Below are 25,554 nucleotides of genomic sequence, written 5' to 3'. Positions count from 1 at the left end.
GCCCATGAATCAGGCGGCGGAGGTGATCAGGCCGGTCAGCGCGCCTTCGGCGAGCATGCACGCGATGAACAGCACCAGCACGCTCAGGTCCAGCGACACCTGCCCCAGCCGCAGCGGTGGAATCACCTTGCGCAGCGCCTTCACCGGCGGGTCGGTCACCGTGTACACCACTTCGAACAGGACCAGGACGATGCCGTGCGGCCGGAATCCGCGGGAATACGACTGAATGATCTCCAGCACGATGCGGACGATCAGCAGCGTGCGAAAGACGAAGACCGCCAGGAACAGCAGCCCGAGGAGTGTGGTCACGTCCCTCAGCTCTGGTTGTAGAACGTGTTCTCTTCGCCCTTGGCGTCACCATCGACCTGGATGAACTCGGGCGAGAGCAGGAACACCTTGTTGGTGACGCGCTCGATGGAGCCGCGCAGACCGAACACGAGACCGGCGGAGAAGTCGACCATGCGCTTGGCATCGGCCTCGTCCATGTCGGACAGGTTCAGGATCACCGGGACGCCGTCGCGGAAGGACTCGCCGATGCTCTTGGCGTCGTTGTACGAGCGCGGGTGGATCGTGGTGATGCGCTGCATGGCGTCCGGCGCGGCGGAGGGCGCCACGGAGACGATGTTCTGCTGGCGCTGACGGATCGGGGTCACGTGAGCCTCCCGCTCGAGGGGTTCCTTGTCGTTCTCAACCGCGCGGGCCGCCACCGGTGCCGGTCGCTGCTGGTCCGCGGAGTCCAGGTCATCGTAGTAGTACTGGTCGTCGTCGGTCTGGTCGGCCAACCCCAGGTACACCATGGCCTTGCGCATTGCGCTCATTCTTTACTCTCCCTCATCGCGAAGTGACGACCCGTGGGGAAGCACGGGAGTGCAGTGGGTCCACCATGAAAATTACATGAGTGACATGAGCGCCGCCTCATCGCTGTGCGGCGTGTCGCGCAGAATCGGGATTCTCCGCTGAACCGTCCCGCCACACCGCGGTCGCGAACCGTCCCGACGCACTCGAACGGCGGTGCGAGAAGAAGTCCTCGTCCTCCAGGGTGCACACCGTCGGCAGCTCCATGTGCTCGTCCCTGATCCCCGCCTGCTCCAGCGCCCAGCGCGCCCCGGACTGCAGATCCACAGCGGGCGTCCCCCACCGCGTCTCGCCGCTCGCAGCGGGGTTCGAGCGCACCGCCTCCTCGAGCATGTCCGCGGGCACTTCGTAGCAGCGGCCGCAGATCGATGGGCCAACGGATGCGCGGATCCGCTCGGGCCGGGCTCCCAGGTCGGTCATGGCGGCCACCGTGTTCTGGATGACCCCGTCGAGCAGGCCCCGGCGGCCCGCATGCGCTGCGCCGACGACACCGGCATCGGGGTCGGCGAACGCGATCGGCATGCAGTCCGCGACCATCATCGCCAGCGCGACGTCATCGCGGGCGGTGACCAGGGCGTCGCACTCGGGCGGGTCCGCGGCGAAGGCGTCGAGGTCGGTGGTGCGGTCGATGCGGACCACGCGCGGAGAATGGATCTGGCTGACGAACAGCACCCGTCGGCCGATCCTCTCCTCCAGGCGGGCACGGGCGGCGCGGGCGCCCCCCGGGTCTGCCCCGGCGTGGAGCGCGAGGTTGCCGGCGTGCACGGTCGTGACGAGGGCGCGGAGTCCGGGAATGGCCGGTCTCCGCGCCCACGGCTGATCAGGTGTCGTCACTGGTGGACGATCCTCACTTCAGGAAGTCGGGGATGTCCAGGTCGTCGTCGCTGCGGCGCGGCTGCTCGTCGATGGTGGGGACGGACGGCTGGCGCTTCTGCTGCTCCTGCGCACGCGAGGGGCCCGACGAGTAGGGGCTGCTGTGCTGCTGGTCCTGGTCGGTCTCATCGTCGCGGTCCACGGAGTCCGACTCCATGCGGTTCTGCGGGGACGCGGAGGGTACGTACGCCGCGGGAGCCGACGGAGCCGACTGAGCGAACTGGTTCTGCTGACCCTGCTGCTCGTACTGCGACGCACTGCTCTGCTGGTCCTGCTGACGGTCCTGTGCGTAGTCGCCCTGCGCGGACGGCTGGCTGAACTGCTCGGAGGAGCCGTACTGGGTGGAGGGCTGGGTGTAGCCCCCGGACTGCTGGGCGTAGCGCGAGGGCTGCGCCGGCTGAGCGGCGGGGCGGGACTGGCCGTAGCCGCCCGCGGCCGAGGATCCGTAGCCGCCGGAGGACGGCACACGGCCCGCCTGCTGCTGGGCGCGGGCCTCGTCGGCCTGCTTCTTCGCACCCTTCGGTTCGAAGCCTGCGGCGATGACGGTCACACGGACCTCGTCGCCGAGGGCGTCGTCGATCACGGAGCCGAAGATGATGTTCGCATCCGGGTGCGCGGCCTCCTGGATGAGGCGCGCGGCCTCGGACACCTCGACGAGGCCGAGGTCGGTCCCGCCCTGGATGGAGAGCAGCACGCCGTAGGCGCCGTCGATCGAGGCCTCCAGCAGGGGGCTGGAGACGGCGAGCTCAGCGGCCTGCAGAGCACGGTCGTCGCCCCGGGCGGAGCCGATGCCCATGAGGGCGGTGCCGGCGTCCTGCATGACGGACTTGACGTCCGCGAAGTCGAGGTTGATCAGGCCCGGGGTGGTGATCAGGTCGGTGATGCCGGAGACGCCCTGCAGCAGCACCTGGTCGGCGTGCTTGAACGCGTCCAGCATGGAGATCTTGGCATCCGCGATCTGCAGCAGCTTGTCGTTCGGGATGGTGATGAGGGTGTCGACCTCAGCCTGCAGCGTCTCGATGCCGGACTCGGCCTGGGTAGAGCGGCGGCGGCCCTCAAAGGTGAACGGACGGGTGACCACACCGATGGTCAGCGCGCCGATCTCGCGGGCGATGGATGCCACGACCGGGGCGCCGCCGGTGCCGGTGCCGCCGCCCTCGCCGGCGGTCACGAAGACCATGTCCGCGCCCTTGAGCGCTTCCTGGATCTCCTCCTTGTGGTCCTCCGCAGCGCGGCGACCCACTTCGGGGTCGGCGCCGGCGCCGAGGCCGCGGGTGAGCTCCTTGCCGACGTCGAGCTTGACGTCGGCGTCCGACATCAGCAGGGCCTGGGCGTCGGTGTTGATCGCAATGAACTCCACGCCCTTCAGGCCGGATTCGATCATGCGGTTCACGGCGTTGACACCGCCGCCGCCGATGCCGACGACTTTGATGACTGCGAGGTAGTTCTGGGATCCGTCCACGGGGTTGGTCCTGCTTTCGTCCGAGGTTCTCAACCCTCAACCTCCAGTTGAGGTCGAGGAATCAGCTGCGTTCTTCGTACTGTCGACGCTAAGTTGCCGCCGAGGTGAGTGCAACAACTCTCGCATGCGTGTCTGACAGCAGTTCTCTGCCGGCCCGCCCTCCACAGGGCGCGCCGGCCGGTGTCAGCGGGTGGTCGGTGAGTGCGGGGCGGAGACGTCGATCGTGGATCCGGGCTGCTTCAGCAGGGCCTGCACCACCTTCGACTTCAGTTCGCCGTCCTCCGCGGTGCCCCAGATGATGGTCTTGGGGCCGCTGTCCGTGGTGATCTTCACCGTCACGTTCGACGGCGTGCTCGCCTCGATCCCCGTCACCTGCTTGAGCAGCGCCGGGTCGATGGTGGTGAGGGTGGCCATCAGCGCCTCCTGCGTGCGCTCCGGATCGATCGCCTCGCCCTTCACCGTCAGGGTGCGCAGAGACTTCCCCTGCGCGGACGCCTTGGGCAGGACGACGCCGTCGAGGTCGACCACGTGGGTGGCGGAGCCGTTCTTCACCACAGCGGCTGGTTCGCGCTCCGTCACGGTGACGCGCAGCCGGTTCGGCCAGGCGCGGTCCACTTCGGCGTCCTTCACGCCGGGGATCGTCGCGATCTCGTCGGCCGCGCCGGAGGTGTCGGCCAGCAGGATCGATCGGCCCATCTGCGGGCCTGTGACCTGTGTGATGGACTCCTCGGAGACGTACCCGGTGCCGGTGACCGTGGTCTCCTCGAGCTTGAACTGCGGCATGAACAGCAGCGCGGCCAGTGCCGCCACGAGCAGCACACCGGCGATGAGCAGGGTGATGACGATGGGGCGGCGGCTGCGCTGCCAGGGCCGGGGGCGCAGGCGCGACAGCAGTCCGCCGCGGCCGCCGGCGTCGTCTCGGTGGGTGGAGGCGAACCGGTCGCGGGCGTCGACCACGCGGGAGGAGCCGGAGCGGCGGGCGAGGGTGGTGGGCTCCTCCTGCCGCTCCACCTCGGAGCCGACCTGGTCGCGCTGCTGCGAGTCAGCAGGGTCCGGGGCGGCGTGCGATCCGGAGGCCGACGGGTGCTGGTCGTCGACGGGGCGCCGCGGTGTGTGGGGCGCTCCGCTGGGGCGGCGGATCCGGGGCTGCTTCATCAGCGGCCGTCGGCCTGACCGGCGCTGTCAGTGCTGTCGGAACTGTCGCGGCCGACGGCGCGCAGGGCATCGGCGACAGCCGCGGTCTCCTCGACCACGTCACCGGCGCCCATCATCAGGACGACCGCCCCGCCCGTGCCGCCGACCAGGTCGGCAACGGCTGCTGGCAGCTCGCCCTTCTCAACGACCCGCGCCGCACCACCGGGCACGAGCGCAGCGACATCCTCCGAACGGATCGACGGGTCGAAGTCCTCCCTGGCCGGGTAGATCGGCAGCAGCACCTGCTGATCCGCACCGGCGAGTGCGTCTGCGAACTCGCGGGCGAACGTCTTCGTGCGGGAGAACAGGTGCGGCTGGAACACCGCGATCACCGGCCGGTCACCGGCGAGGTCCCGGGCGGCGTCGATGGTGGCGGCGACTTCGCGGGGATGGTGGGCGTAGTCGTCGATGACGTCAATGCTGCCGATGGTGGCGGTGCGCTGGAAGCGGCGGGCGGCGCCGGTGAACTCCGCGAGTCCGGCCAGCACCTGCTCCGGTTCGAAGCCGAGCTCCGCCGCGGCCACCAGGGCACCGGTCGCGTTGAGGATGTTGTGGCGCCCCGGCACGGCGAGGCGCAGCTCCACATCGGCCCCCGTCGGCCGGCTGAGACGGACCGCCGCCCCCGCCGGGGTGGTGAGGTCCTCGAGGATCCGCCAGTCGGCGTCCTGGTGCTCCCCGTAGGTGAGGACGCGATGACCGGCCCCGCGGGCCGACACAGCGAGGCTGAGGGCGCCGGGATCGTCGGCGCAGGCGATCAGCGGTGCCCCGTCATGGAGTCGGGCGATGAACGCCGAGACGATCGCGCGGAGGTTCTCCTCCGTGCCGTGGAAGTCGAGGTGGTCCGCTTCGAAGTTCGTGATGACCGCGGCGGCGGGGCTGAACGCGACCAGGGAGCCGTCGGATTCATCCGCTTCGATGACAGCGGTGTCGGTGGATCCGAACCCGGCGTTCGCACCCAGCTGCGGGACCGCCGCGCCGATCGCCCAGGCGGGGTCCTCCCCCGCTGCCCGCAGCGCCATCACCGCCATCGAGGTGGTGGTCGTCTTGCCGTGCGTGCCCGCCACCGCGATCTGCCGACGGGTGCCGAGCAGTCCCGCGAGCGCGGCGGCGCGGTGGATCACGGGGATACCCGCTTCCCGGGCGGCGAGGACTTCAGGATTGTCCGCGCGGACGGCGGTGGAGACGACCACGAGGTCCGTGTCGGCGGTGAGGTTGTCGGCATCGAACCCGACGGTGATGGTGGCGCCCCGGTCCCGCAGCGGCTGCAGGAACTGCCCGTCCTGCGATTCCGACCCGGTGACGGTCAGGCCCGCGTCGAGGGCGAGGCGGGCGACCGCGCTCATACCGGCACCGCCGATGCGGATCACGTGGATCGAGGAGGGGGCGGCATCCGTCGGCCAGTGCGGCTGGGTGACCACGCCGCCCGGCTGCAGCATCGAATGCAGGGTGCCCGTCTCGAACGGCTCCAGGGTGTCCAGGAAGTCGGTGCTCATCGGCGGATCTCTCCTCGGATCAGGTCGGCGAGGGCCTCAGCGGCGTCGGTGATGCCGAAGCCTCGGGCGGCGCGGGCCATCTCGGTGCGGCGGGCGTCATCGGCGAGCAGCGGGATGACCGTGGAGCGGACGGCGTCGGCGGTGAAGTCGGCATCGTGGACCATGAGGGCGCCGCCCGCATCGACCACGTCCTGCCCGTTCAGCGCCTGTTCCCCGTTGCCGATCGGCAGCGGCACGTACACGGCGGGCAGGCCCACCGCGGTCAGTTCGCTGACCGTTCCGGCGCCGGAACGGGTGACGGCGAGGTCCGCGGCGGCGTACGCCAGCTCCATCCGAGTCACGTACTCCACCTGCCGGTAGTGCTCCGCTTCCACGGGGAACGACTTGCCGCGGCCGGTGATGTGGAGGATCTGCGCACCGGTCTGCGCGATCTCCTGGGCGGTGGCGCCGATCGCCGCGTTGAGGCGCTGGGCACCGAGGGACCCGCCGGTGACGAGCAGCGTGGGGCGGTCCGGGGCGAGGCCGAAGTGCTCGAGTGCCTCAGCGCGCAGCGCCGCGCGGTCCAGGTGGGCGATGCCGCGGCGCATGGGCATGCCGATGCGGACCGCCTTCGGCAGGGTGGAGCCCTCGAACGCGGTGGCGACGATGCGGGCGATGCGGGCCCCGAGCCGGTTCGCGAGACCGGGCCGCTTGTTCGCCTCGTGGATGATCAGCGGGATGCGGGCGGCGGCGCCGGCGAGGTACGCCGGCGGGCACACGTAGCCTCCGAACCCGGCGATGGCGCGGACATCGTGCTCGCGCAGCAGGCGCCGCACCGTGCGGATCTGCGCGGCGAGTCGGCCCGGGAAGCGCAGCGCATCCAGGTTGGGGCGGCGCGGGAACGGCACCTTGTCGATGGTCAGAAGCTCGAACCCGGCATCGGGCACGAGGTCCGCTTCCAGCCCGGCGGCGGTGCCGAGCGCGATCACGCGGATGTCGTCGTTGTCGCGGACCAGCGCTTCCGCGGTGGCGAGCATCGGGGAGACGTGCCCGGCGGAGCCGCCGCCGGCGACGAGGACGGTGCGAGTGGTGGTCATGTCACTTCCTGGATGAATGGCCGGATGAGATGACGGAGCCGGAGCGCTTCGACAGGCCCGCGCGGGCCCGCAGCGCGGCATCGGCGCCCGGTTCGGAGCGGGCGTAGTTGAGCAGCACCCCGAGCGCCAGCATGGATGCGACGAGCGCGGAGCCGCCGGCGGACACGAACGGCAGCGGCACACCGAGCACCGGCAGCAGGCCCGCCACCACCATCATGTTGACCAGTGCCTGGCCGAGGATCCAGCAGGAGATGCCGGCGATGGTGATCTGCGCTGCCGGTTCCCGCAGGCGGCTCGTCATGCGGAACAGGACGAGACCGAGCAGGAGGAACAGTGCGAGCACGGACAGGGTGCCGAGCAGGCCGAACTCCTCCCCGATGACGGCGAAGATGTAGTCATTGTCGGCGTGCGGGATGCGGCCCCATTTCTGGCGGGACGCTCCGAGGCCCACACCCCACCAGCCGCCTTCGGCGATGGCGGCCAGGCCGTTCTGCGCCTGGAAGCAGGAGTCCCCTTCGCAGACGCCGTGCAGCCAGTTGTCGATGCGCGCCATACGGTTCGGCGACATGACGGCCGCTGCGATCACACCGACCACGGCGATGCCGCCGCCGATCATGAACCAGCGCTTCGGCACCCCCGCCACCCACAGGGCGCCCGCCACGAGGAACGCCATCATCATGACGGTGCCGAGGTCTCGGCCGGCGAGGACGAGCCCGAGGCACAGCAGCACCACGGGGGCCAGCGGGATCATCAGATGTTTGACGTCCCGCAGGCGCTTGCGCTTGACCGCGAGGATGGAGCCGAGCCAGAGCGCGAGCGCGAGCTTGAGGAACTCAGCGGGCTGGCCGGTGACCGGCCCGAGCCTCACCCAGTTGCGGTTGCCGTTGATGTTGATGCCCAGCGGGGTGAACACCAGCAGCTGCAGCGCCATCGCACCGATCAGCACCACCCACAGCAGCGCGGGTGAGCGCAGGGTCCGCGCCGGCAGCGCGACCGCCACGATCAGGGCGACCAGGCCGACGGCTGCGTACGCGCCCTGGCGGAGGAACCCCGAGTACCCGGACTGGCCCTTGGAGATGGCGTCCACCGAGGAGCTGGACAGCACCATGATCAGGCCGATGAGGACGAGCAGTCCCCCGATGACGAGCAGGGCGAAGAAGTCGAGTGCGGGGGAGCGCAGCCACGCCCCCACTTCGGACTTCAGGCTGCCGCGGACGTCGCCGAGCGGCTCGTCCTTGGTGGGACGGACGATGGTGGGGACGGTGCGGGCGGAGGTGCTCTGGTCGTCGGGCATCAGGCGCCTGCCTCTGCCAGCACGGCCCGCTGGAAGAGTCGGCCGCGCTCGGCGTAGTTGCGGAACTGGTCGATGCTGGCGGCGGCGGGCGCGAGCAGCACCACGTCGTCGTCGGCGGCGTGCTCGCGCGCGGCGCGGACCGCGGCGCGCATCACGGAGTCGGCCTCCTGGTCGGGGTCGATGCGCACCACGGGGACCGACGGGGCGTGCTCGGTGAGCGCGTCGGTGAAGGCAGTGGCATCCGTGCCGATGAGGACGACGGCGCGCAGGCAGTCGGCTGCTCCTGCGACCAGGTCGCCGATGGGGGCGCCCTTGGTGTCACCGCCGGCGATCCACACGATGGACTGGGCGCTGGCGAGGGCCGCGCGGGCGGCGTCGGGGTTGGTGGCCTTCGAATCGTCCACCCAGGTGATGCCGCCGGAGCGGTGCACCACCTGGATGCGGTGCTCACCGGGACTGTAGGTGCGCAGGCCGTCACGGATGTGGGCGGGCTCCACCCCGACGGCGCGTGCCAGGCCCGCCGCGTTCAGGGCGTTGAACACGACATGAGCGGGGGCGCCGTGGGGGCCGAGGTGGGCGAGGTCGGTGAGGCTGGTGAGCTCAGCGGCCTGCCGGTGGCGCTCGGGCACGAATGCGCGGTCCACTAGGAGGTCATCGACGATGCCGAGTTCGGACGGGCCCGGGGTGCCGAGCCCGACGCCGATGGCGCGGCAGCCCTCCACCACGTCCGCTTCCTCCAGCAGTGTGCGGGTGCGGTCCTCGTGCAGGTTGTACAGGCACGCCGTGATGGTCTGGTCGTAGATGCGGCCCTTCGCGGCGGCGTACTCGTCGGCGCCGCCGTGCCAGTCGAGGTGGTCGTCGCTGATGGTGAGGATGCAGCTGGCCTCGGCGTGGAGGTTCTGCGTCCAGTGCAGCTGGAAGCTGGACAGCTCAACAGCGAGCACCTCGAACCCGATCGGGTCCAGTGCCGCTTCGATGACGGGCAGTCCCACGTTCCCCGCGGCAACGGCGCGGATACCCGCGGTGCGCAGGATGTGCTCGAGCATCGTCACCACGGTGGTCTTGCCGTTGGTGCCGGTGACGGTGAGCCAGGCGGGGCCGCCCTCGGGCTGCATGCGGCGGGCGAGCTCCACTTCGGACCAGACGGGGATGCCGCGCTGGGCCGCTTCGGCCAGCAGCGGCTGGTCGGGGCGCCACCCGGGGGAGGTGATGACGACGTCGATGTCGCCGTCGGGGAGGCGGTCGGTGGTGCCGGCGCCGAGCCGGATGTCGGCGCCGAGGACGCGGAGGATCTCTGCCCGCTCCTCGTTCTCGGGGCTGTCGTTGCCGTCCACGGCGACGACGTGCGCCCCGCGCTGCAGGGTCTGGTCGACGACGGCGTAGCCGGAGACGCCGAAGCCTGCCACGAGGATGCGGGCACCGCTGACGTCCAGTCCCGGCCAGGGCCGTTCGGCGAGCGGGGTGCGGTTCTGTGATGCGTCCACGGGCGTCGTCTCCTTGCTGAGGTGCGGGTGCGTCACTTCGGCAGCAGTGTGAGGGCGTCGAAGTAGAACAGCCCGAGACCGATGCTGGCGCACAGCAGCGCCACGATCCAGAAGCGGACCACGATCGTCACTTCGTTCCAGCCGGCCAGTTCGAAGTGATGCTGCAGCGGCGCCATGCGGAACACGCGCTTGCGGGTCAGTTTGAAGCTGGTGACCTGGATGATCACCGACAGGGAGATCGCGATGAACAGGCCGCCGATGATGGCGCCGATGAACTGGGTGCGGGAGATGATCGTCAGACCGGCGAGGGCTCCGCCGAGGGCGAGGGAGCCGGTGTCGCCCATGAAGATCTTCGCCGGGGAGGTGTTCCACCACAGGAAGCCGACGCAGGCGCCGAGGATCGCCATGGACACCAGCGCAAGGTCCAGCGGGTTGCGGGTCTCGTAGCAGGCGCCGCCCACGCCCATCTCACAGGACTGCCGCCACTGCCAGAACAGGATGAGGACATAGCTGCCGGTGAAGATGGCGGTCGCACCGGTGGCGAGGCCGTCGAGGCCGTCAGTGAGGTTGACGCCGTTGGACCAGGCGGCCACGAGGAAGTTCGACCAGAGGGCGAACAGGATGATGCCGAGGGTGGTGCCGGCGAACGCGAGGTCCAGCCAGTCGATGTCCCGGACGAACGAGATCTCGAACGAGCCGGGGGTGCGGCCGTGCGCGTCAGGGAAGCTGAGGGCGAGGACCGCGAACACGGTCGCCACGGTGAACTGACCGATCAGCTTCTTCTTCGCGGTCAGGCCGAGGGACTGCTTCTTGGCGATCTTCAGGTAGTCGTCGGCGAAGCCGAGGGCGCCCAGGCCGGTCATGAGGAACAGCACCAGCAGACCGGAGGCCGTCGGCGCCGTCCAGGTGATCAGGTGCGCGAGCGCGTACGCGAGCAGCACGGAGCCGATGATCGCCACACCGCCCATGGTGGGGGTCCCGCGCTTCGTCGAGTGCGAGGTCGGGCCGTCATCGCGGACGAACTGGCCGTACTGCTTCTTGACGAGAAGACGGATGTAGAAGGGGGTGCCGAATCCGCAGAGGATCAGGGCAGCAGCGCCGGCGATCAGGATGGAGATCATGCGGACTCCTCTCCTGTGCTCATGGTCTTCACCAGTTCTTCGCCGAGCGCGGCCAGGCCGGCTCCGTTGGATGACTTCAGCAGAACGATGTCGCCGCTCTGCAGGATCGTTTCTAGCACAGAGCGGGCCTCGTCGATCGAATCGACATAGCGTGATTCACCCCCGAAGCTGCCCTCCAGGTGCGCGCCGTTGTGGATGGCGCGGGCTCCGCTGCCGACCACGATCAGCTGGTGGACGTTCAGCCGCACGGCGAGGCGGCCGACGGAGTCGTGCATCTGCACCGACTCCTCCCCCAGCTCGAGCATTTCGCCGAGCACTGCGATGGTGCGACGGGTGCGGCCCAGGTGTGCGAGCGCCTTCAGGGCGGTGCGCATGGAGTCCGGGTTCGCGTTGTAGGCGTCGTTGATGATGGTGATGCCGTCCCGCACGTGGCTGACCTGCATGCGGCCTTCGCTGCGGGAGCGGGCGGTTTCGAGCCCGTCGGCGACCTCATCGAGGGTGAGGCCGGCGGCGAGCGCAGCGCCGGCGGCCGACAGGGCGTTGATGACGTGGTGCTCGCCGGTCAGGGAAAGGCGGATGCGGCGGGACTGACCGGCGACTCGCAGCTCGAAGCTGGGCTGCGCGTCCTCATCGAGGTCGACGTCGACGGCGGTGATGTCCGCATCGGCGGCGAACCCGGTGCGCAGCACGCGGGCGCCGGTGGCGTCGGCCATGGATGCGACACGGGGATCGTCGATGTTCAGCACGGCGGTGCCGTCTGCACCGAGCGCCTCCACCAGCTCCTGCTTGGCGATGCGGATCGCGTCCTGCCCACCGAACTCCCCCACGTGCGCGGTCCCGACGTTCAGCACCACGGAGATGTCCGGTGGAGCGATCTCAGTCAGATGGCGGATGTGGCCGATGCCGCGCGCCCCCATCTCCAGCACGAGGAAGCGGGTGGTCGCGGTGGCCTCAAGGATCGTCAGCGGCAGCCCCAGTTCGTTGTTACGGCTGCCGGCCGGAGCGATGGTCTCGCCGACACGGCTGAGCATCGCGTACAGCAGGTCCTTGGTGCTGGTCTTGCCGGAGGAGCCGGTAATGGCGATGACCGCCAGGTCGGGATTCTCGGTGCGGGCGCGCTGCAGCATCCGTCGGCCGAGCTCCGTGACGGCCTCGAGGGCGTCCTTGACCTGGACGGCGGGGACGCCGACGTCGCGGGTCACGAGGGTGAGGGCGGCCCCGTCGGCCATGGCCTTCTCGGCGAAGCGGTGACCGTCGACGCGCTCACCGGGGAACGCGACGAACAGGTCACCGGTCTGGACGGTGCGGGAATCGACGACGGCGCGGCCGGTGACGCGTTCGGACCCGTCGGCCCCGCCGACCAGCCGACCACCGGTGATCTCAGCGATGTCGGCGGCTGTCAGCTCAAGCATGAGTGGAGTCCTGATCCTTCCGAGTGAAGTGGGCGCGCACGTGGGCGCGGTCGTCGAAGTCGATGACGCGGTCGCCGAAGTCCTGGCCGGTCTCGGCGCCCTTGCCGGCGACGATGACGACGTCGCCCACCTCTGCGAGGCGGAGGGCGCGGGCGATCGCTTCGGCGCGGTCACCCTGGTCGATCACGTCGGCGCCGGACTGCTCAGCGGCGCGGTGGGCGCCTGCGGCGACCTGCTCGCGGATCGACGCGGGGTCCTCGGTGCGGGGGTTGTCGTCGGTGATGACGACGGTGTCGGAGAGGCGCGCGGCGACCTCCCCCATGAGCGGGCGCTTGGCTCGGTCGCGGTCACCGCCGGCGCCCATCACCGTGAGGATGCGGCGCACATTCGGCAGGGCCCGCAGCGAGACCAGGGTCTTCTCCAGGGCGTCCGGCGTGTGGGAGTAGTCGACGACCGCGCGGATGCCGTCATCGTGCACCAGCTCCATGCGGCCGGGGACGGTGCCGGCGGTGGCGACGTGCTCGGCGACGACGTCGAAGTCGTAGCCGCAGGAGTGCAGCGCCAGCGCCACACCGAGGGTGTTGGCGACGTAGTGGGTGCCGGGCAGGGTGGCGACGAGGTCGAAGTCGTCTCCGCCGTCCCAGGCGACCGTGAAGCGGGTGCCGAAGCCCTCGGGGGTCATGGAGGTGACGCGGAAGTCGGCCTCGCGGTCCGGGTCGGTGGTGTAGGTGACCGACGGGATCTCGGCGCGATCGGCGAGTCGGCGGCCCCAGTCGTCGTCCACGCAGATGACGCCGGACCGCGCGCGGTCACCGGCGAACAGCATCGCTTTGGCGTCGAAGTAGGCCTCCATCGTGCCGTGGAAGTCCAGGTGGTCCTGCGACAGGTTCGTGAACACGGCGCAGGCGAAGCGGACGGAGTCGGCGCGGTGGAGGATCATCGCGTGGCTGGAGACCTCCAGCGACGCGGTCTGGACACCGCTCTCGCGCATCATGGCGAGCATGCCGTGCAGGTCGGGCGCTTCGGGGGTGGTGCGGACCGTCGGCACGGTGCGGGTCCCCTCCCCCGCGGGGGTGACGAAGGTGCCGTTCGTCCCGACGACCGCAGTGCCGACGCCCATCGACTGCAGGGTGCGGTCGATCATCGTGGTGATCGAGGTCTTCCCGTTCGTGCCGGTGACGCCGACGACGCTCATGGACGCGGACGGTTCGGCATAGATCAGGTCCGCGGCGCGAGCGGCATGGGCGCGGGGATCCTCGCTGAGCAGGAGCGCGGGGATCCTGTCAGCGGCGATGCTCTCGCGGATGAGCTGCTCGCCGGCGGTGTCGGTGAGGATGGCGCCGCAGCCGAGCTCAACGGCACCGGCGGCGAATTCGGCGCCGTGGTTGTTCTCGCCCTGCACGGCGATCCAGAGGTCACCGGGGCGGACGGCGCGGGAGTCGATGGTGGCGCCGGTGAGCTGCGCGGCATCGCCGACGAGGCGGGCCCCGAGCTGCTCCGCCAGGGTGTCCGCCGGCAGCGGAGGCAGGCCGTGGGGTCGCGAGTCGATCTCAGTGCTGGTCACGGTGGTGGATCACTTCCAGGTGTTGTCGAGTTCGACGCCGTCCTTGCCCGAGGGCGTGACGCGGCGTGCATGCAGGGTGTAGCTCATGATGTCGGCGAAGGCGGGAGCGGCGACGGTGTTGCCGGAGAAGTACGCCGGAAGACCGTACACGAACACGCCGATGACGTAGCGCGGGTCGTCCATCGGCGCCATGCCGATGAAGGAGGCGGTGTAGGTGCCGTCGGGCACCTGCGCGGTGCCGGTCTTGCCGCCGACGGCGAAGCCGGGCACGTGCGCGTTGGAGTCAGGGTTGTCGGGCACGTCGTTGTCCATCAGCTGGCGCATGGTGGCGGCCGTCTCCGGGGAGACGACCCGGTCCGCCTGCTGCTTCTGGGTGGGGCGCAGAACCCCCTTGGCGTCCTTCACGCCCTTGACGATGCGGGGGCGGACATGGACTCCGTCGTTGGCGAATGTGCCGACGGCGCTGGTCACCTGCACGGCGTTGACGGCATATCCCTGGCCGAAAGAGGTGGTGAACTCGGTGCGGCCGGTCCAGTTCTCCGGCTTGTGGAGGATGCCGCCGGACTCGCCGGGAAGCGGCAGACCGGTGGGCTGACCGAGGCCGAACTTGCGCAGGTACTCATAGCGGGTCTTCGGGCTCATCCGGTTGGCGATCTCCACGGTGCCGACGTTCGAGGACTCCTTCAGAACACCCGCGGTGGTGAGGTACTGGGTGGGGTGCTGGTGGGAGTCGCGCACCTGATGCCCCTTGAACTCCTTGGAGTACGGAACGGTGTGCTTCTCCGACGGGGTCGTCACGCCCTCCTCGAGGGCGGCGGCCATGGTGAAGAGCTTGCCGGTGGAGCCGGGCTCGAACACGTTCGAGATGGACTGGTTGCCGAGCAGATCGGGCTTCGCCTTGGCGGGCTGGTTGGGGTCGAACGTCGGGTCCTCGGCGAGGGCGACGATGTCGCCCGTGGCGGTGTCGATGACGACGATGGAGCCGCCGGTGCCGTTCCACTCCTTCACCTTGGCGGTGATGATCTCCTGGGCGCGGTGCTGGATGTCCTCGTCGATGGTGAGGACCACGTCCTGGCCGTCCACGGCGTCCTTCGTGGTGTTGGAGCCCGACGGGATCACCTGCCCGCCGGCTCCGCGCTCGTAGGTGGTGTGCCCGTCCTGGCCGCGCAGGTGCTCATCCCAGGACAGTTCGGTGCCGCCGAGCGCCTGCCCGTCGGAGCTGACGAAGCCGACGACGTTGGCGCCGACCATGCCGCCGGGGTAGATGCGCTCGGTGGCGCGGTCCGCACCGATGCCGGGGATGTCCAGCGCCATGATGGCGTCGCGTTCGCTCGGCTCCACATTGCGGATGATGTACTGGAATCCGGCTTTGCCGGTCAGCTTCTTCTCCAGGTCCGCCACGGACATCCCGGTCAGCGGCGCGAGCTGTTTCGCGGCGGCCTTCACACCCGTTTCGGTGGCGGTGTCGTCGTTGGCGCGGTAGTCGCCGACCTGCCGCTGGTCCACCCAGATGTCATAGCGGAGCACGCTGGTGGCCATGACGTTGCCGTTGGTGTCCAGGATGTCGCCGCGCAGCGCGGGGATGGTCCGCTCCACGGTGCGCGCCTGCACGGCCTTCTCGGACAGTTCGGCGGAGTTCAGGCCCTGCACCCAGATGAGGCGACCGCCCAGCAGCAGCGCGAAGATCGCGATGCCGATGAGGACGAGTCGGTGGCGGCGGTGGGGTTCGGCGGGCAGGGTGCGGACAGCGGTCGCGCCGCTGCGCATCTGGGAACGCGAACGGCTCGAGCGCTGCTGTCGCTCGAGCCTCTGACGCGTATGACGGGTGCTCCGGTCAGGGGAGACGCGCCTGCGCCGCTCGGGCGATCGGCGATCTCCCGGCATCAGTCCCGTCCTTCGTTGCCCATGCCGTAATCATAGAGCGGCTGCGAGGCGCCGCGTTCGGGGACTGCGCGCGGCAGGTCCGCCGGCGGGATCAGCTGCTTGTCGGCTGCGCCGGGAGCGGCGGGCTGCGCAGGCTTCGGGTCGCCGACGACGCGGCCGTTGGCGAGGTCCACGAACGCGACGTCCTGCACGGGCACCATGCCGAGGTCGCGGGCGCGCTTCTCCAGCTCCTGCGGCTTGGACCTCATCTCGTTCTCCTCGCGCAGGGCCTGCGCCTGCTGGGAGAGGGCGATGTCCTGCTCCTGCAGGCGGGTGATCTCGTAGCTGGTCTGGGTCATCGACACGTTCAGCACCAGCATGGCGGCGAGGGTCGCCACCAGGATCAGGGTGATGAGCGCGGCGAACGGCACGATGCTCCGCTCCTGGCGAGGCCGCGCGATGAGCGCCAGACGCGGCCGAGCGGCGGTGCGGCGCGGACGGACGGCGTACGTGTGCGCGGCGAGCTGGGCCATCAGCGGGACTCCTGGGACGTTGCGGTTCGGGCGGTGCGCTCCACTGCGCGCAGCCGGACGCTGGCGCTGCGGGTGTTGGTCTCCTGCTCCTGAGCAGAGGCCTGTTTGGCACCGCGGTGGACAAGGCGGTAGTCGGGGGCGAGCTCGGGCAGCTCCACGGGCAGGTCGAGCGGCGCCGAGGACGTGGTGACGGCGGTGAACGCGCGCTTGACCATCCGGTCCTCCAGGGAGTGGTAGGACTCCACGGCGAGGCGGCCTCCGTCGGCCAGGGCGCCCAGGGCGGCCTCAAGGGCGTCCTGGAGGATGTCGAGTTCGTCGTTGACGGCGATCCGCAGGGCCTGGAAGGTGCGCTTGGCGGGGTGACCGCCGGTGCGCTTCGACTTCGCGGGAATGGAGCGGTCGATGACCTCGACGAGGTCGCCGGAACGGGTGAACGGCTGCTCGGCGCGGCGCTGCACGATCGAGCGGGCGATGCGGCGGGCGAAGCGCTCCTCACCGTACTGCGACAGGATGCGGGTGAGCTCCTGCTCCTCGAGGGTGTTGACGAGGTCGGCAGCAGTGGCGCCGCCGCCGGAGGCGTTCATCCGCATGTCCAGCGGGGCGTCCACGCTGTAGGCGAAACCGCGGTCACGGGTGTCGATCTGGAAGGACGACAGGCCGAGGTCCATGAGGATCGCGTCCGCGGCGGCGACTTTGGCGGCGTCGAGGACCTCGGGGATCTCGTCGTACGTCGCGTGGTGGAGGCTGAAGCGGCCGTCGAAGCCGGCGTCGGTGAGGCGGCCCCGGGCGAGTTCGAGGGCTGCGCTGTCGCGGTCGATGCCGACGAGGCGCGCCTCCGGGTTGGCGGCGAGGACGGCGCAGGCGTGGCCGGCCATGCCGAGGGTGCAGTCGAGGTAGACGGAGCCGGGGGCCTGCAGGGCGGGGGCGAAGATGTCGAGCAGTTCGCGCTCCATCACGGGGGCGTGCATCTCGGCGGCGGTGCGTTCGCTGTGCGCGCCTGCGGCTGCTGCGCTGTGCTCGCGTGCGGCCGGGCCGGCTGAACCGGAGGTCTGATCGTCCATCTGCTCTCACCCCTTCCTTGCTGACGTGGCAGCCCCTGGGCGGGTGGGGGCCCCTGAGATCTGTGCGTGCGTCATACCGTCAGACATCCCTCCGCTCACTACCCGGCGCCGGGGAAGAAGCGTCGGGGCGCGAGCGAAGAGATGTCTCGCGGTACGTCGCGTCGTCAGAACAGCCCGGGGACGATCTCCGTCGCGGTCTGCGCGAAGGCCTCCTCGGTCTGCTCCAGATACGCCTCCCACGCGGCCGTATCCCAGATCTCGATGCGACTGCCGGTGCCGATGACGGCGCAGTCGCGATCCAGACCCGCGTACGTCCGCAGGTGAGAGGGAATGGTGACCCGGCCCTGCTTGTCCGGAACCACGTCCTCGGCGCCCGAGAGGAGGACACGCAGGTAATCGCGTGCGTCCTTGCTCGTCACCGGGGCCTGCCGCAGCTGCTCGTGAACCTTCTCGAACTCGCGCATGGGGTACACCGTCACGCAGTGCTCCTGTCCGCGAGTCATCACGAGACCGGCTGCGAGCTGGTCACGGAACTTCGCAGGGAAGATCAGTCGGCCTTTGTCATCGAGCTTGGGCGTGAAGGTGCCGAGAAACATGGGCACCCCCTCCCAGCGCTCCTGACGCGGGCTCGTCTTCCTCGTCCCCCCACTTTACCCCACTTCCCACCACCCTCAACCCCCAAGTTCGGGGAGGGTCTCCGCACACTAACGTTTAACCAGGTCAGAGCGGTGGAGGGCGGTGGAGGAGATTGCGCGCACAGTGCCGAGCGGGCCTGCCGCAGCAGGTTTCCTCCACCTCTCCCCCACCCCTCCACCACTCCCCACGCTCATGCAAAAGCGCAGGTCAGATGCCATTTCAGCCATCTGTGGGGGATGCGGGTGGGGCGCGGTGGAGGGCGCGTGGGGGTGCGAGTGGAGGGAGGTGGAGGGAACAGATGCCCAGGTTCGGTTCAGGAGTGGAGCACGGTGGAGGGTCCGGGCATGAGAAACGGGGCCCGCCTCAAGCGGACCCCGTCGGATCGATCGGGTCGATCAGTGGATGAGTGGTGGTGTGCGCTGGCGGATCACCTGTCGCCGCTCTGCCGCTTGTCCCAGCGGTCTTCGAACTTCTTCATGAGGCCCTGGGGGCTGCCGCCCTTGCCGGCGGGGTGGGCGTCTCGGCCCTTGCGGCGGTCCGCATCGGTGACGGTCGCGGTGGCGGGGCGGGCGCGGTCGCCGGTGATGGCGAATACGGCGCTGCCGAGCATGAGCAGGAACGCGAGGACCCCGAGCCAGACGGCGGGCAGGGACACGGCGAAGACGAGAAGGGCGAGGCCGGCGAGCACCCCGACGCAGCCGAGCACTATGCGACGCGGGTTGAGGGTGGTCTTCTGCGCAGCCTCGGAGTCGCCGGACGACGCGGAGGACGATGAGAAGGTGCGTGCGAGCTTGGGATCGTCGGCGAACAGCTGCTTCTCCAGCTCGTCGAGCATCTTCTGCTCGTTCTCTGACAGCGCCATCGGATCCTCCTTCGACTGTCCGGCCCCGGTGCCGATCCCATGATCGGCGTGTCCTGCAGGGCGTCCGGCCCGATTGCTGACCCCAAGGATAGGCATGGAACCTGAGGATCCGGAACCGCTCTCCCAGGGTTGGAGTGCCCGCTCCCGCCGCTCGGAGGGCCCGCCGCGAGCACCGACGGTGGCGCCCGGGGCGCGCGCTGGAGCCTGCTGGGCGGTGATGTCCCAGGTCAGTGGTCTGGGTCGGTCCGCTGGGTTCGCTGCACAGAGGTGCTGTCGGTGTCGGCTCGCAGGGCGGAACCGCGCGAGAGCGCTGCCCGGCCGAACTTCGCCCGTGCCGCATCCATCGCGGCGTCGACCTTCCCCCATGAAGCGCTGGCGCCGTCGAGCGAGTCCTGGATGGCGATCCCGCCGGCGGGGACCAGGTGCTCGGCGCGGACCCCGAGCAGGCGAACCCATCGGATCTGCTCCCGGGCGCGCTCCAGCGCGATCAGCGCCCGCTCGCGGATCTCCTCACTGGAGGCCGTCGGCGAGCGGAAGGAGCTGGTCCGGGTGATGGTGCGGCCGTCCGGTGCGCGCATCTTCACCGAGAGGGACGCCGCAGCAAATCCGCGGGTGCGGACGCGGTGCGCGACCGTGTCCGCCATCTGCACAGTGAGGGACCGCAGCAGGTCCGGATCACCGATGTCGTTCTCGAAGGTGCGCTCCATCCCGATGCTGTGGTCCTTCGCCTGCTCCCCCAGAGTGCGGCGGTCGATGCCGCGGGCGAGCTCCTGCAGGGCGGGCGCACCCGAGCCGAGCAGTCGGCGCGCGGTCTGCGGCGGCAGCTCCGCCAGCTCCCCCACTGTGGTCACCCCCATGTCCGTCAGCTTCTTCGCCGCCACGGGGCCCACCCCATGGATCACGCTGATCGGCAGGGGTGCGAGGAACTCCCGAGTGCGGGCTGGTTCGACGACGAGGATCCCGGCGGGCTTCGCCTTCGCCGAGCAGATCTTCGCCACCGACTTCGAGATCCCGCCGCCCACGCTGCAGGGCAGGCCGACTCGCTCCTGCACTCGTCGGCGGATCTCCACCGCGATCTCCTCCGGGGTGCCGAGGAGGCGCTGGGAGCCGGTGACATCGATGTACGCCTCGTCCACGCTGACCACCTCGATGGAGGGCGAGAAGTCCTCAAGGATCGCCATGACCTGCCGGGAGACCTCCCGGTACACGTCCCCGCGCGGCGGCAGCACCAGCAGGTGAGGGCATCGCTGCAGGGCCTGAGCGGTGGGCTGAGCGGAGTGCACACCGAACCGGCGGGCCTCATAGTTGGCAGTGGCGATGACTCCGCGCCGGCCTCCGCCGCCGACGGCGATGGCGCGCCCGCGCAGCTCCGGATCGTCCCGCATCTCTACGGAGGCGAAGAAGGCGTCCATGTCCAGGTGCAGAACAGCGCGTTCCGATGGGTCCCACTGCACCGGGCGGACACCTCTCTTCTGCTTCGCAGGCCACGCGCCTCAGCAGGCGGCGGCCAGTTCGTCCGTGAGCTCACCCTGCACGACCCGCAGGTAGCGGCGGGACTGGGCGATGTGCTCGCGGACCGTCGATTCGGCGATGTCCACCCTACTCTCCAGCAGTGGACCGCTGCGGGCCCGCAGCTGCACGAACGGCTCCACCTCCGCGGCCCGCACCCGGTGCACAGTGCCGAGACGCGACAGAGCTGTCCAGGCGTTCAGCGGCAGCGGCCGGCGCCTCTCCTGGTTCGCGCGGTCCCGCATGATGCCGGCGGTGGCCAGCGCCGCCCGATGGCAGGTCTCGAACGCCTGGGCGCGGTCCTCGCCGATGAGCTGTTCGGCGCGGTCCAGCTGCTGCTCGATGCGGTCGCAGGCATCGAACCACGTGTTCGCTGACTGAACAGTGATGGTCATGTCTCTCCCCCTGGTGACTCGGTGAGCCCACCGTAGAGAGGGGGTGCGACATTTAAAGTCGGGGGTTTCGTCGGCTCCCTCTACAATCGGCCGCATGGCCAGGTCGAAGCGCTCCCAGCGCCCCCGCGCGAACCCCCCATCCCTCCCCCTCGGGCGGGAGATCCCCACCGACACCGGCACGGTGCGGCTCGACCAGGAGACCGACGGGTCCGTGCTGGTGACCCTCAACGGGATGCCGTCCTCGATGATCCACCCGGATGCGCAGGTGCTGTCCTTCGAGTACATGCGCTGGATCTTCAGCGCGATCCGCGCCCTCCACCCGCAGAGCAGCGCCGAGGAGGGACGGCTCGCGATCGCCCACCTCGGCGGCGGCGCGGCGGCGCTCCCCCGCGCGCTCGCCGATGCGTACCCGCAGTCCACCAACAGCGTGGTGGAGATCGACGGAGCCCTCCTGGACCTGGTGCGCACCTGGTTCGACCTGCCGCGCTCCCCGCGGATATCCCTGCGCGCCGACGACGCCCTCGTCGCACTCGACGGCTGGCGGGAGGACCGGTTCGACCTCGTCATCCGGGATGTGTTCGCCGGCGGCACGATCCCCCGCGCGTTCCAGGACCTCACGGCGGTGTCCGCGGTCCGACGGGTGCTGCGCCCCGGCGGGTTCTACTTCGTGAACTCCGTGATGCGCCCGGCCAGCTCCGTCATCTCCGACGAGCTCGCCACGCTCTCGCGCGTCTTCGAGCACGTGTCACTGATCGCGGAGCCGTCGGCGCTGAAGAAGAGGAGGACCGCCAACTGCATCCTGATCGGCAGTGATGATGAGCTGCCGCCGGAGGTGGAGCGGGCGATCCGCTCCGATGCGGTCAGCGTCCGCCTGATGCCGAACGCGGAGGTGCAGCGGATGATCCGGCACGGCCATGTGCTGCGCCGCGAAGCCGTCAGTTCGGCAGCGGACGAACCCGCTGAGCGCTCGGGCCCTTATCGCTTCGGATGAGCTCGAACTCCACGCGCTGGCCTTCGGCGAGGGTGCGGAAGCCGTCCATGTCGATCTGGGAGTGGTGCACGAACACGTCCGCGCCGCCGCCGTCGAGGTCGATGAATCCGAAGCCCTTCTCGGCGTTGAACCACTTCACTTCGCCCAGTGCCACGGCACTCCTCCCTGTCAGCTGCTGATGGGGCCGCTCGGCGGACCGCTGGTGCCGTCGTCGTCGGTGTTCTCGGCGAGGAACCGTTCGAAGCGGTCACCGAGCTCATCCGCGGTCGGCATGTCCGGCACGTAGCCGGTGCCGTCGTTGTCCCGAGCCATCTGATCGTAGCCGTCCTCGAGGGTCTTCACCATCGCCTGCAGCTCCGGTGAGTCCTCCACCTCGTCCTCCAGCATCCGCTGGCTCGCCTCGACGATGTCCCCCAGCTCCATCAGCGGGATCTCCAGGGCAGCCGTCTCACTGACGCGGCGCAGCAGCGCGAGCGTGCCCGCCGGGTAGGGCGAACGGGTCAGATAGTGAGGGATCTGCGCAACGAAGCCCTGGCAGCGGATGCCGCCGCGCTGCAGCTCCTTCTCCAGCACGGGGATGAAGCTGCCGGGCATCTCGAACACCTGCTCGGGGCCCGCCCCGGTGGCGGCGATGCCCTCCTGTGCGTCCGCGCTGTCGCCGCTGGCGGGATGCTCACTGGTGTCGCACTGCTCGCCCGGCCCATCGGTGTCTGCACCGGTGGTGTCGGCGGATCCGTCGGCTGGGGGCTCCTCCCCCAGCGCCAGCTGGTTGGCGTGGGTGAGCATGGTGATGGTGCGGGTGTGCGGGGTCTCCGACGGGATCGCGCGCAGCGTCACCACCTGGTCGATGCCGAACGTGTCCGCGAGCGCGACCACCGCGCCCGCCAGCAGGTTCCAGCGCAGGTCCGGCTCGGGGCCCTCAAGGAGAAGGAAGGGGCGGGAGGCGTCGTCGTAGACGAGGTGCAGGGCGATCTCCGGCATCTCCACGGTGCGGTAGCGGCGGCCGTCGTACACGACGCAGGGCCGGGAGGAGCGGTAGTCCAGCAGCTCATCGGAGTCGAACCGGGCGATGCGGATGCTGCGGAGGTTCTCCTGGAAGTAGGTGGCGGCGGTCCGGCAGGTCTGGCCGGCATCGATCATGCCGGGGATGCACACCACCAGCGGGAGGGGCCCGGAGGGGACGGCGGCGATGACCTCGTGGTCCTCCAGCTGGTACAGCTCGCGGGGGTCGCGCATCGTCTCTCCTCGTGTGCTCTGCAGTTCTCGTCGGGCCCCTGGCGGGACCGGCAGCGGGGCGGCCGACGGGTGCCGCCGCCTGAGTCGGTCCTGAGCGCGGCCCGCTGCGCATCGACCATAATGGTATGTCGCCTGCGCGGCATTGAGGCTTGGAGCTGAGACGCCGCCGGCGCGCCGAGGGGCCGCGCACCGGCCGTGTCGGCGCAGCACTGTGGTCAACCGGTCGAAGAGCCGGCAACGCTGAAAGGCACGTCGTGGGACGAACCAGCACGCAGCTCGAACTCGAACAGGCAGCGGTGGACACCATGTACCGCCGGATCGATGAGCTGATCGAGCATCTGACGGACCAGATGGAGAGGACGGCCGGCTCGCAGAGCGCCTCCACCCACCAGAACCGCAGCGAACGCGACGCCTTCACTGCGTTCTACGAGGACCGCATCTCCCTGCTGCGCACCGTCAGCCACTCCGCCGTGTTCGGCCGACTCGACATGGTCGACGGCGCCCGCCGCTACATCGGCCGCATCGGCCTGTTCACCGCGAACCGCGACCAGCTGCTGATGGACTGGCGCGCCCCTGCAGCCGCCGCGTTCTACCAGGCGACCGCGCACAGCCCTCAGGGGGTGCGTCTGCGCCGCCACCTCATCACCAACGGCCGCACCGTCACCGGTGTGGACGACGACGTCCTGGACCGCGACCTGCTGCACGAGGCCTCCGACGTCTCCTCCGACCTGCAGGGCGAAGGCGCGCTCCTCGCCGCTGTCAGTGCGAGCCGAACTGGCCGCATGGGGGACATCGTCGCCACTATCCAGGGCGAACAGGACCGCATCATCCGCTCCGAGAACCGCGGCGTGCTCGTGGTGCAGGGCGGCCCCGGCACCGGCAAGACCGCGGTCGCGCTGCACCGCGCCGCCTACCAGCTGTACACGCACCGCGCCCGGCTGGAGCAGGCGGGCGTGCTGATCGTGGCCCCCACCCGCGGCTTCCTCACCTACATCGAACGCGTGCTGCCGAGCCTCGGCGAATCCGGCGCCGTCATGGCGACCCCGGGCGAACTGTTCCCCGGCGTCACCGCCACCGAGACGGACCAGGCGCGCATCGCAGAGATCAAGGGCCGCCCGGTGATGGCGAACCTGCTGAAGCGCGCCCTGCGCCACCGCCAGCTCGTGCCCGCCGCCGACATCCACCTGCGGATCGACGGCGTTCCCCTGACGATCACACCGGCGGACATCAAAGCCGCCCGCTCCGAAGCCCGCTCCTCCGGCCGCCCGCACAACCGCGCCCGCACCACGTTCGTGCGCGCCGCGCTGGATCGCCTGGTGGACAGGTACGCCGACGAGATCCGCCGACAGGGCCGCACCATCACCGAGGAGGACCACCCGGACCTCATCAACGATCTGCGCACCGACGACGGGGTGAAGGTCGCCCTCAACCGCGCCTGGCTGCCGTACACGCCCGAATCGTTCCTCCGCTCCTTCTTCGCCTCCGAGCAGCGGGTGCGCCGCGCTGCGCACGGCCTCATGCCGATGAAGGACGCCGCCGCCCTCGTGCGGTCCAAGGACTCCGCGTGGACCATCGACGATGTGCCCCTGCTGGATGAGATCGCCGAACTGCTCGGCGAGGACGACGCCGCGGCTCGTCAGGAGGAGAAGCGGCAGAAGGCCGCGCAGCAGGACCAGATCGGCTATGCCGAGAAGGTGCTGGAGATGATGGACTCCGACGGCATGATCAGCGCGCAGGACCTCGCCGCGCAGGTGTCGCACATGCATGCCCGCCGCACCGTGGCGGAGCGCGCCGCCGGTGACCGCACCTGGACGTACGGCCATGTGGTGGTCGATGAGGCGCAGGAGCTGTCGGCGATGATGTGGCGTCTGCTCATGCGCCGCAACCCCACGAAGTCGTTCACGGTGGTGGGCGACGTCGCACAGACGTCCTCCCCTGCCGGCACCACGTCCTGGACCGCCGTGCTCGAGCCGTTCGTGGAGGACCGCGCCCAGATCGAAGAGCTCACCGTCAACTACCGCACCCCCGCCCGCATCATGGCGGCGGCGAACCGCGTGGCGCGCGCCCACGACCTCCTCGCCACCGAGGTGCAGTCCGTCCGCGAGGGCGAGCACGACATGCACCTCGCCCTCCTGCCCGGTCAGGCGGGCAGCGTGGGCGAGGGGGCCCCGTCCGCTGAGCAGATGGACGCGATCGCCGCCGAGGTCCGACGTGTGCGCGCCCTGATCGGCGACGGCCGGCTCGCCGTGGTCGCACCCGACGCGGCTGTTGCACCCCTGGTCGAAGCGCTCGGCGCGCAGTTCGATCCGGGAGAGGTCGGCGCCGGATCCGCCGGCATCGACTCCCCCGTCTCCGTGATGAACGCCCGCGACTCCAAGGGCCTGGAGTTCGACGCCGTGGTCCTCACCGACCCCGCCACCATCTGCGAGGCGCACGCCCGCGGCGCGAACGACGTGTTCGTGGCGATGACGCGCCCCACCCAGGTGCTGTCGGTGCTGCACCACGGAAACCTGCCCGACGGGTTCGAGGACCCGTCGGCATGAGGCCCCCGCGGCACACCCCGCACCCGGTCGACCAGCGCTCCCCTCTCCCGCGGCAGCGCTGACCTCCGCGGACCCTCGGTGTGTTGCCGATCAGCGG

The 25,554-nt window shown here is 70.1% G+C and carries 23 protein-coding genes; 2 read left to right on the top strand and 21 right to left on the bottom strand.

The window, feature by feature from the left end; translation table 11 throughout:
• Positions 1–9: 9 nt before the first annotated feature.
• The 19 genes from FHX50_RS00460 to FHX50_RS00370 all read right to left on the bottom strand — a co-directional run bounded on the left by FHX50_RS00460 (position 10) and on the right by FHX50_RS00370 (position 20,687).
• Positions 10–309: a YggT family protein gene (locus FHX50_RS00460; protein WP_183373521.1), complete on the bottom strand. Its 300-nt coding sequence runs from the start codon at positions 307–309 to the stop codon at positions 10–12.
• 5 nt (positions 310–314) lie between these two features.
• Entirely contained in the window at positions 315–818 is a 504-nt protein-coding gene (locus FHX50_RS00455; RefSeq protein ID WP_183373520.1) for a cell division protein SepF, read from the bottom strand.
• Between the two features lie 97 nt (positions 819–915).
• Complete coding sequence (gene pgeF, locus FHX50_RS00450) at positions 916–1,689, bottom strand: peptidoglycan editing factor PgeF (RefSeq protein ID WP_183373519.1); 774 nt, start codon at positions 1,687–1,689, stop codon at positions 916–918.
• A 13-nt stretch (positions 1,690–1,702) separates the two neighbouring features.
• Positions 1,703–3,190: a cell division protein FtsZ gene (ftsZ, locus tag FHX50_RS00445; RefSeq protein ID WP_183373518.1), complete on the bottom strand. Its 1,488-nt coding sequence runs from the start codon at positions 3,188–3,190 to the stop codon at positions 1,703–1,705.
• A 183-nt stretch (positions 3,191–3,373) separates the two neighbouring features.
• Complete coding sequence (locus FHX50_RS00440; protein ID WP_183373517.1) at positions 3,374–4,345, bottom strand: cell division protein FtsQ/DivIB; 972 nt, start codon at positions 4,343–4,345, stop codon at positions 3,374–3,376.
• A complete protein-coding gene (gene murC / locus FHX50_RS00435; RefSeq protein ID WP_183373516.1) occupies positions 4,345–5,877 on the bottom strand; it encodes a UDP-N-acetylmuramate--L-alanine ligase in 1,533 nt (510 codons plus the stop codon). Before murC ends, FHX50_RS00440 begins: the two co-directional genes overlap by 1 nt.
• On the bottom strand, positions 5,874–6,953 hold the full coding sequence (gene murG, locus FHX50_RS00430; protein WP_183373515.1) for an undecaprenyldiphospho-muramoylpentapeptide beta-N-acetylglucosaminyltransferase: 1,080 nt from the start codon (positions 6,951–6,953) through the stop codon (positions 5,874–5,876). The genes murC and murG overlap by 4 nt, the downstream gene beginning before the upstream one ends.
• A gap of 1 nt (position 6,954) precedes the next feature.
• Positions 6,955–8,247: a putative lipid II flippase FtsW gene (ftsW, locus tag FHX50_RS00425; protein ID WP_183373514.1), complete on the bottom strand. Its 1,293-nt coding sequence runs from the start codon at positions 8,245–8,247 to the stop codon at positions 6,955–6,957.
• Positions 8,247–9,731 (bottom strand): UDP-N-acetylmuramoyl-L-alanine--D-glutamate ligase, encoded by a 1,485-nt coding sequence (gene murD, locus FHX50_RS00420; RefSeq protein WP_183373513.1) that lies wholly within the window; start codon positions 9,729–9,731, stop codon positions 8,247–8,249. The genes ftsW and murD overlap by 1 nt, the downstream gene beginning before the upstream one ends.
• Positions 9,732–9,763: 32 nt before the next feature.
• Positions 9,764–10,852, bottom strand: coding sequence for a phospho-N-acetylmuramoyl-pentapeptide-transferase (mraY, locus tag FHX50_RS00415; RefSeq protein WP_183373512.1), 1,089 nt, complete (start codon positions 10,850–10,852; stop codon positions 9,764–9,766).
• A complete protein-coding gene (locus tag FHX50_RS00410; protein ID WP_183373511.1) occupies positions 10,849–12,264 on the bottom strand; it encodes a UDP-N-acetylmuramoyl-tripeptide--D-alanyl-D-alanine ligase in 1,416 nt (471 codons plus the stop codon). The genes mraY and FHX50_RS00410 overlap by 4 nt, the downstream gene beginning before the upstream one ends.
• Positions 12,257–13,828 (bottom strand): UDP-N-acetylmuramoyl-L-alanyl-D-glutamate--2,6-diaminopimelate ligase, encoded by a 1,572-nt coding sequence (locus FHX50_RS00405; protein ID WP_183373510.1) that lies wholly within the window; start codon positions 13,826–13,828, stop codon positions 12,257–12,259. Before FHX50_RS00405 ends, FHX50_RS00410 begins: the two co-directional genes overlap by 8 nt.
• A gap of 9 nt (positions 13,829–13,837) precedes the next feature.
• On the bottom strand, positions 13,838–15,595 hold the full coding sequence (locus FHX50_RS00400; RefSeq protein ID WP_239375572.1) for a peptidoglycan D,D-transpeptidase FtsI family protein: 1,758 nt from the start codon (positions 15,593–15,595) through the stop codon (positions 13,838–13,840).
• A 116-nt stretch (positions 15,596–15,711) separates the two neighbouring features.
• Entirely contained in the window at positions 15,712–16,224 is a 513-nt protein-coding gene (gene ftsL / locus FHX50_RS00395; RefSeq protein WP_183373508.1) for a cell division protein FtsL, read from the bottom strand.
• A complete protein-coding gene (gene rsmH, locus FHX50_RS00390) occupies positions 16,224–17,285 on the bottom strand; it encodes a 16S rRNA (cytosine(1402)-N(4))-methyltransferase RsmH (RefSeq protein ID WP_183373507.1) in 1,062 nt (353 codons plus the stop codon). Before rsmH ends, ftsL begins: the two co-directional genes overlap by 1 nt.
• Positions 17,286–17,449: 164 nt before the next feature.
• A complete protein-coding gene (gene mraZ, locus FHX50_RS00385; protein WP_183373506.1) occupies positions 17,450–17,881 on the bottom strand; it encodes a division/cell wall cluster transcriptional repressor MraZ in 432 nt (143 codons plus the stop codon).
• A gap of 467 nt (positions 17,882–18,348) precedes the next feature.
• Positions 18,349–18,783 (bottom strand): DUF3040 domain-containing protein, encoded by a 435-nt coding sequence (locus FHX50_RS00380; RefSeq protein ID WP_183373505.1) that lies wholly within the window; start codon positions 18,781–18,783, stop codon positions 18,349–18,351.
• 227 nt (positions 18,784–19,010) lie between these two features.
• Positions 19,011–20,237 (bottom strand): DNA polymerase IV, encoded by a 1,227-nt coding sequence (gene dinB / locus FHX50_RS00375; protein WP_343064017.1) that lies wholly within the window; start codon positions 20,235–20,237, stop codon positions 19,011–19,013.
• A 39-nt stretch (positions 20,238–20,276) separates the two neighbouring features.
• Positions 20,277–20,687, bottom strand: a complete 411-nt coding sequence (locus tag FHX50_RS00370; protein ID WP_183373504.1) for a hypothetical protein — start codon at positions 20,685–20,687, stop codon at positions 20,277–20,279.
• A 94-nt stretch (positions 20,688–20,781) separates the two neighbouring features.
• On the opposite strand from FHX50_RS00370, the gene FHX50_RS00365 reads away from it, so the two are divergent.
• A complete protein-coding gene (locus FHX50_RS00365) occupies positions 20,782–21,678 on the top strand; it encodes a spermidine synthase (protein ID WP_183373503.1) in 897 nt (298 codons plus the stop codon).
• Here FHX50_RS00365 and FHX50_RS00360 read toward each other — a convergent pair.
• Positions 21,623–21,832: a cold-shock protein gene (locus FHX50_RS00360; RefSeq protein ID WP_183373502.1), complete on the bottom strand. Its 210-nt coding sequence runs from the start codon at positions 21,830–21,832 to the stop codon at positions 21,623–21,625. The genes FHX50_RS00365 and FHX50_RS00360 overlap by 56 nt on opposite strands.
• Positions 21,833–21,846: 14 nt before the next feature.
• Complete coding sequence (locus tag FHX50_RS00355; protein ID WP_183373501.1) at positions 21,847–22,914, bottom strand: PAC2 family protein; 1,068 nt, start codon at positions 22,912–22,914, stop codon at positions 21,847–21,849.
• 254 nt (positions 22,915–23,168) lie between these two features.
• On the opposite strand from FHX50_RS00355, the gene FHX50_RS00350 reads away from it, so the two are divergent.
• Complete coding sequence (locus FHX50_RS00350) at positions 23,169–25,457, top strand: HelD family protein (protein WP_343064016.1); 2,289 nt, start codon at positions 23,169–23,171, stop codon at positions 25,455–25,457.
• The last annotated feature ends 97 nt before the right edge of the window (positions 25,458–25,554 follow it).

This window comes from Helcobacillus massiliensis (genome assembly GCF_014191425.1).
Lineage (GTDB): Bacteria > Actinomycetota > Actinomycetes > Actinomycetales > Dermabacteraceae > Helcobacillus > Helcobacillus massiliensis.
The sequence above is the reverse complement of the archived record's forward strand: the minus strand, read 5'-3'. Positions and strand labels throughout refer to the sequence as shown.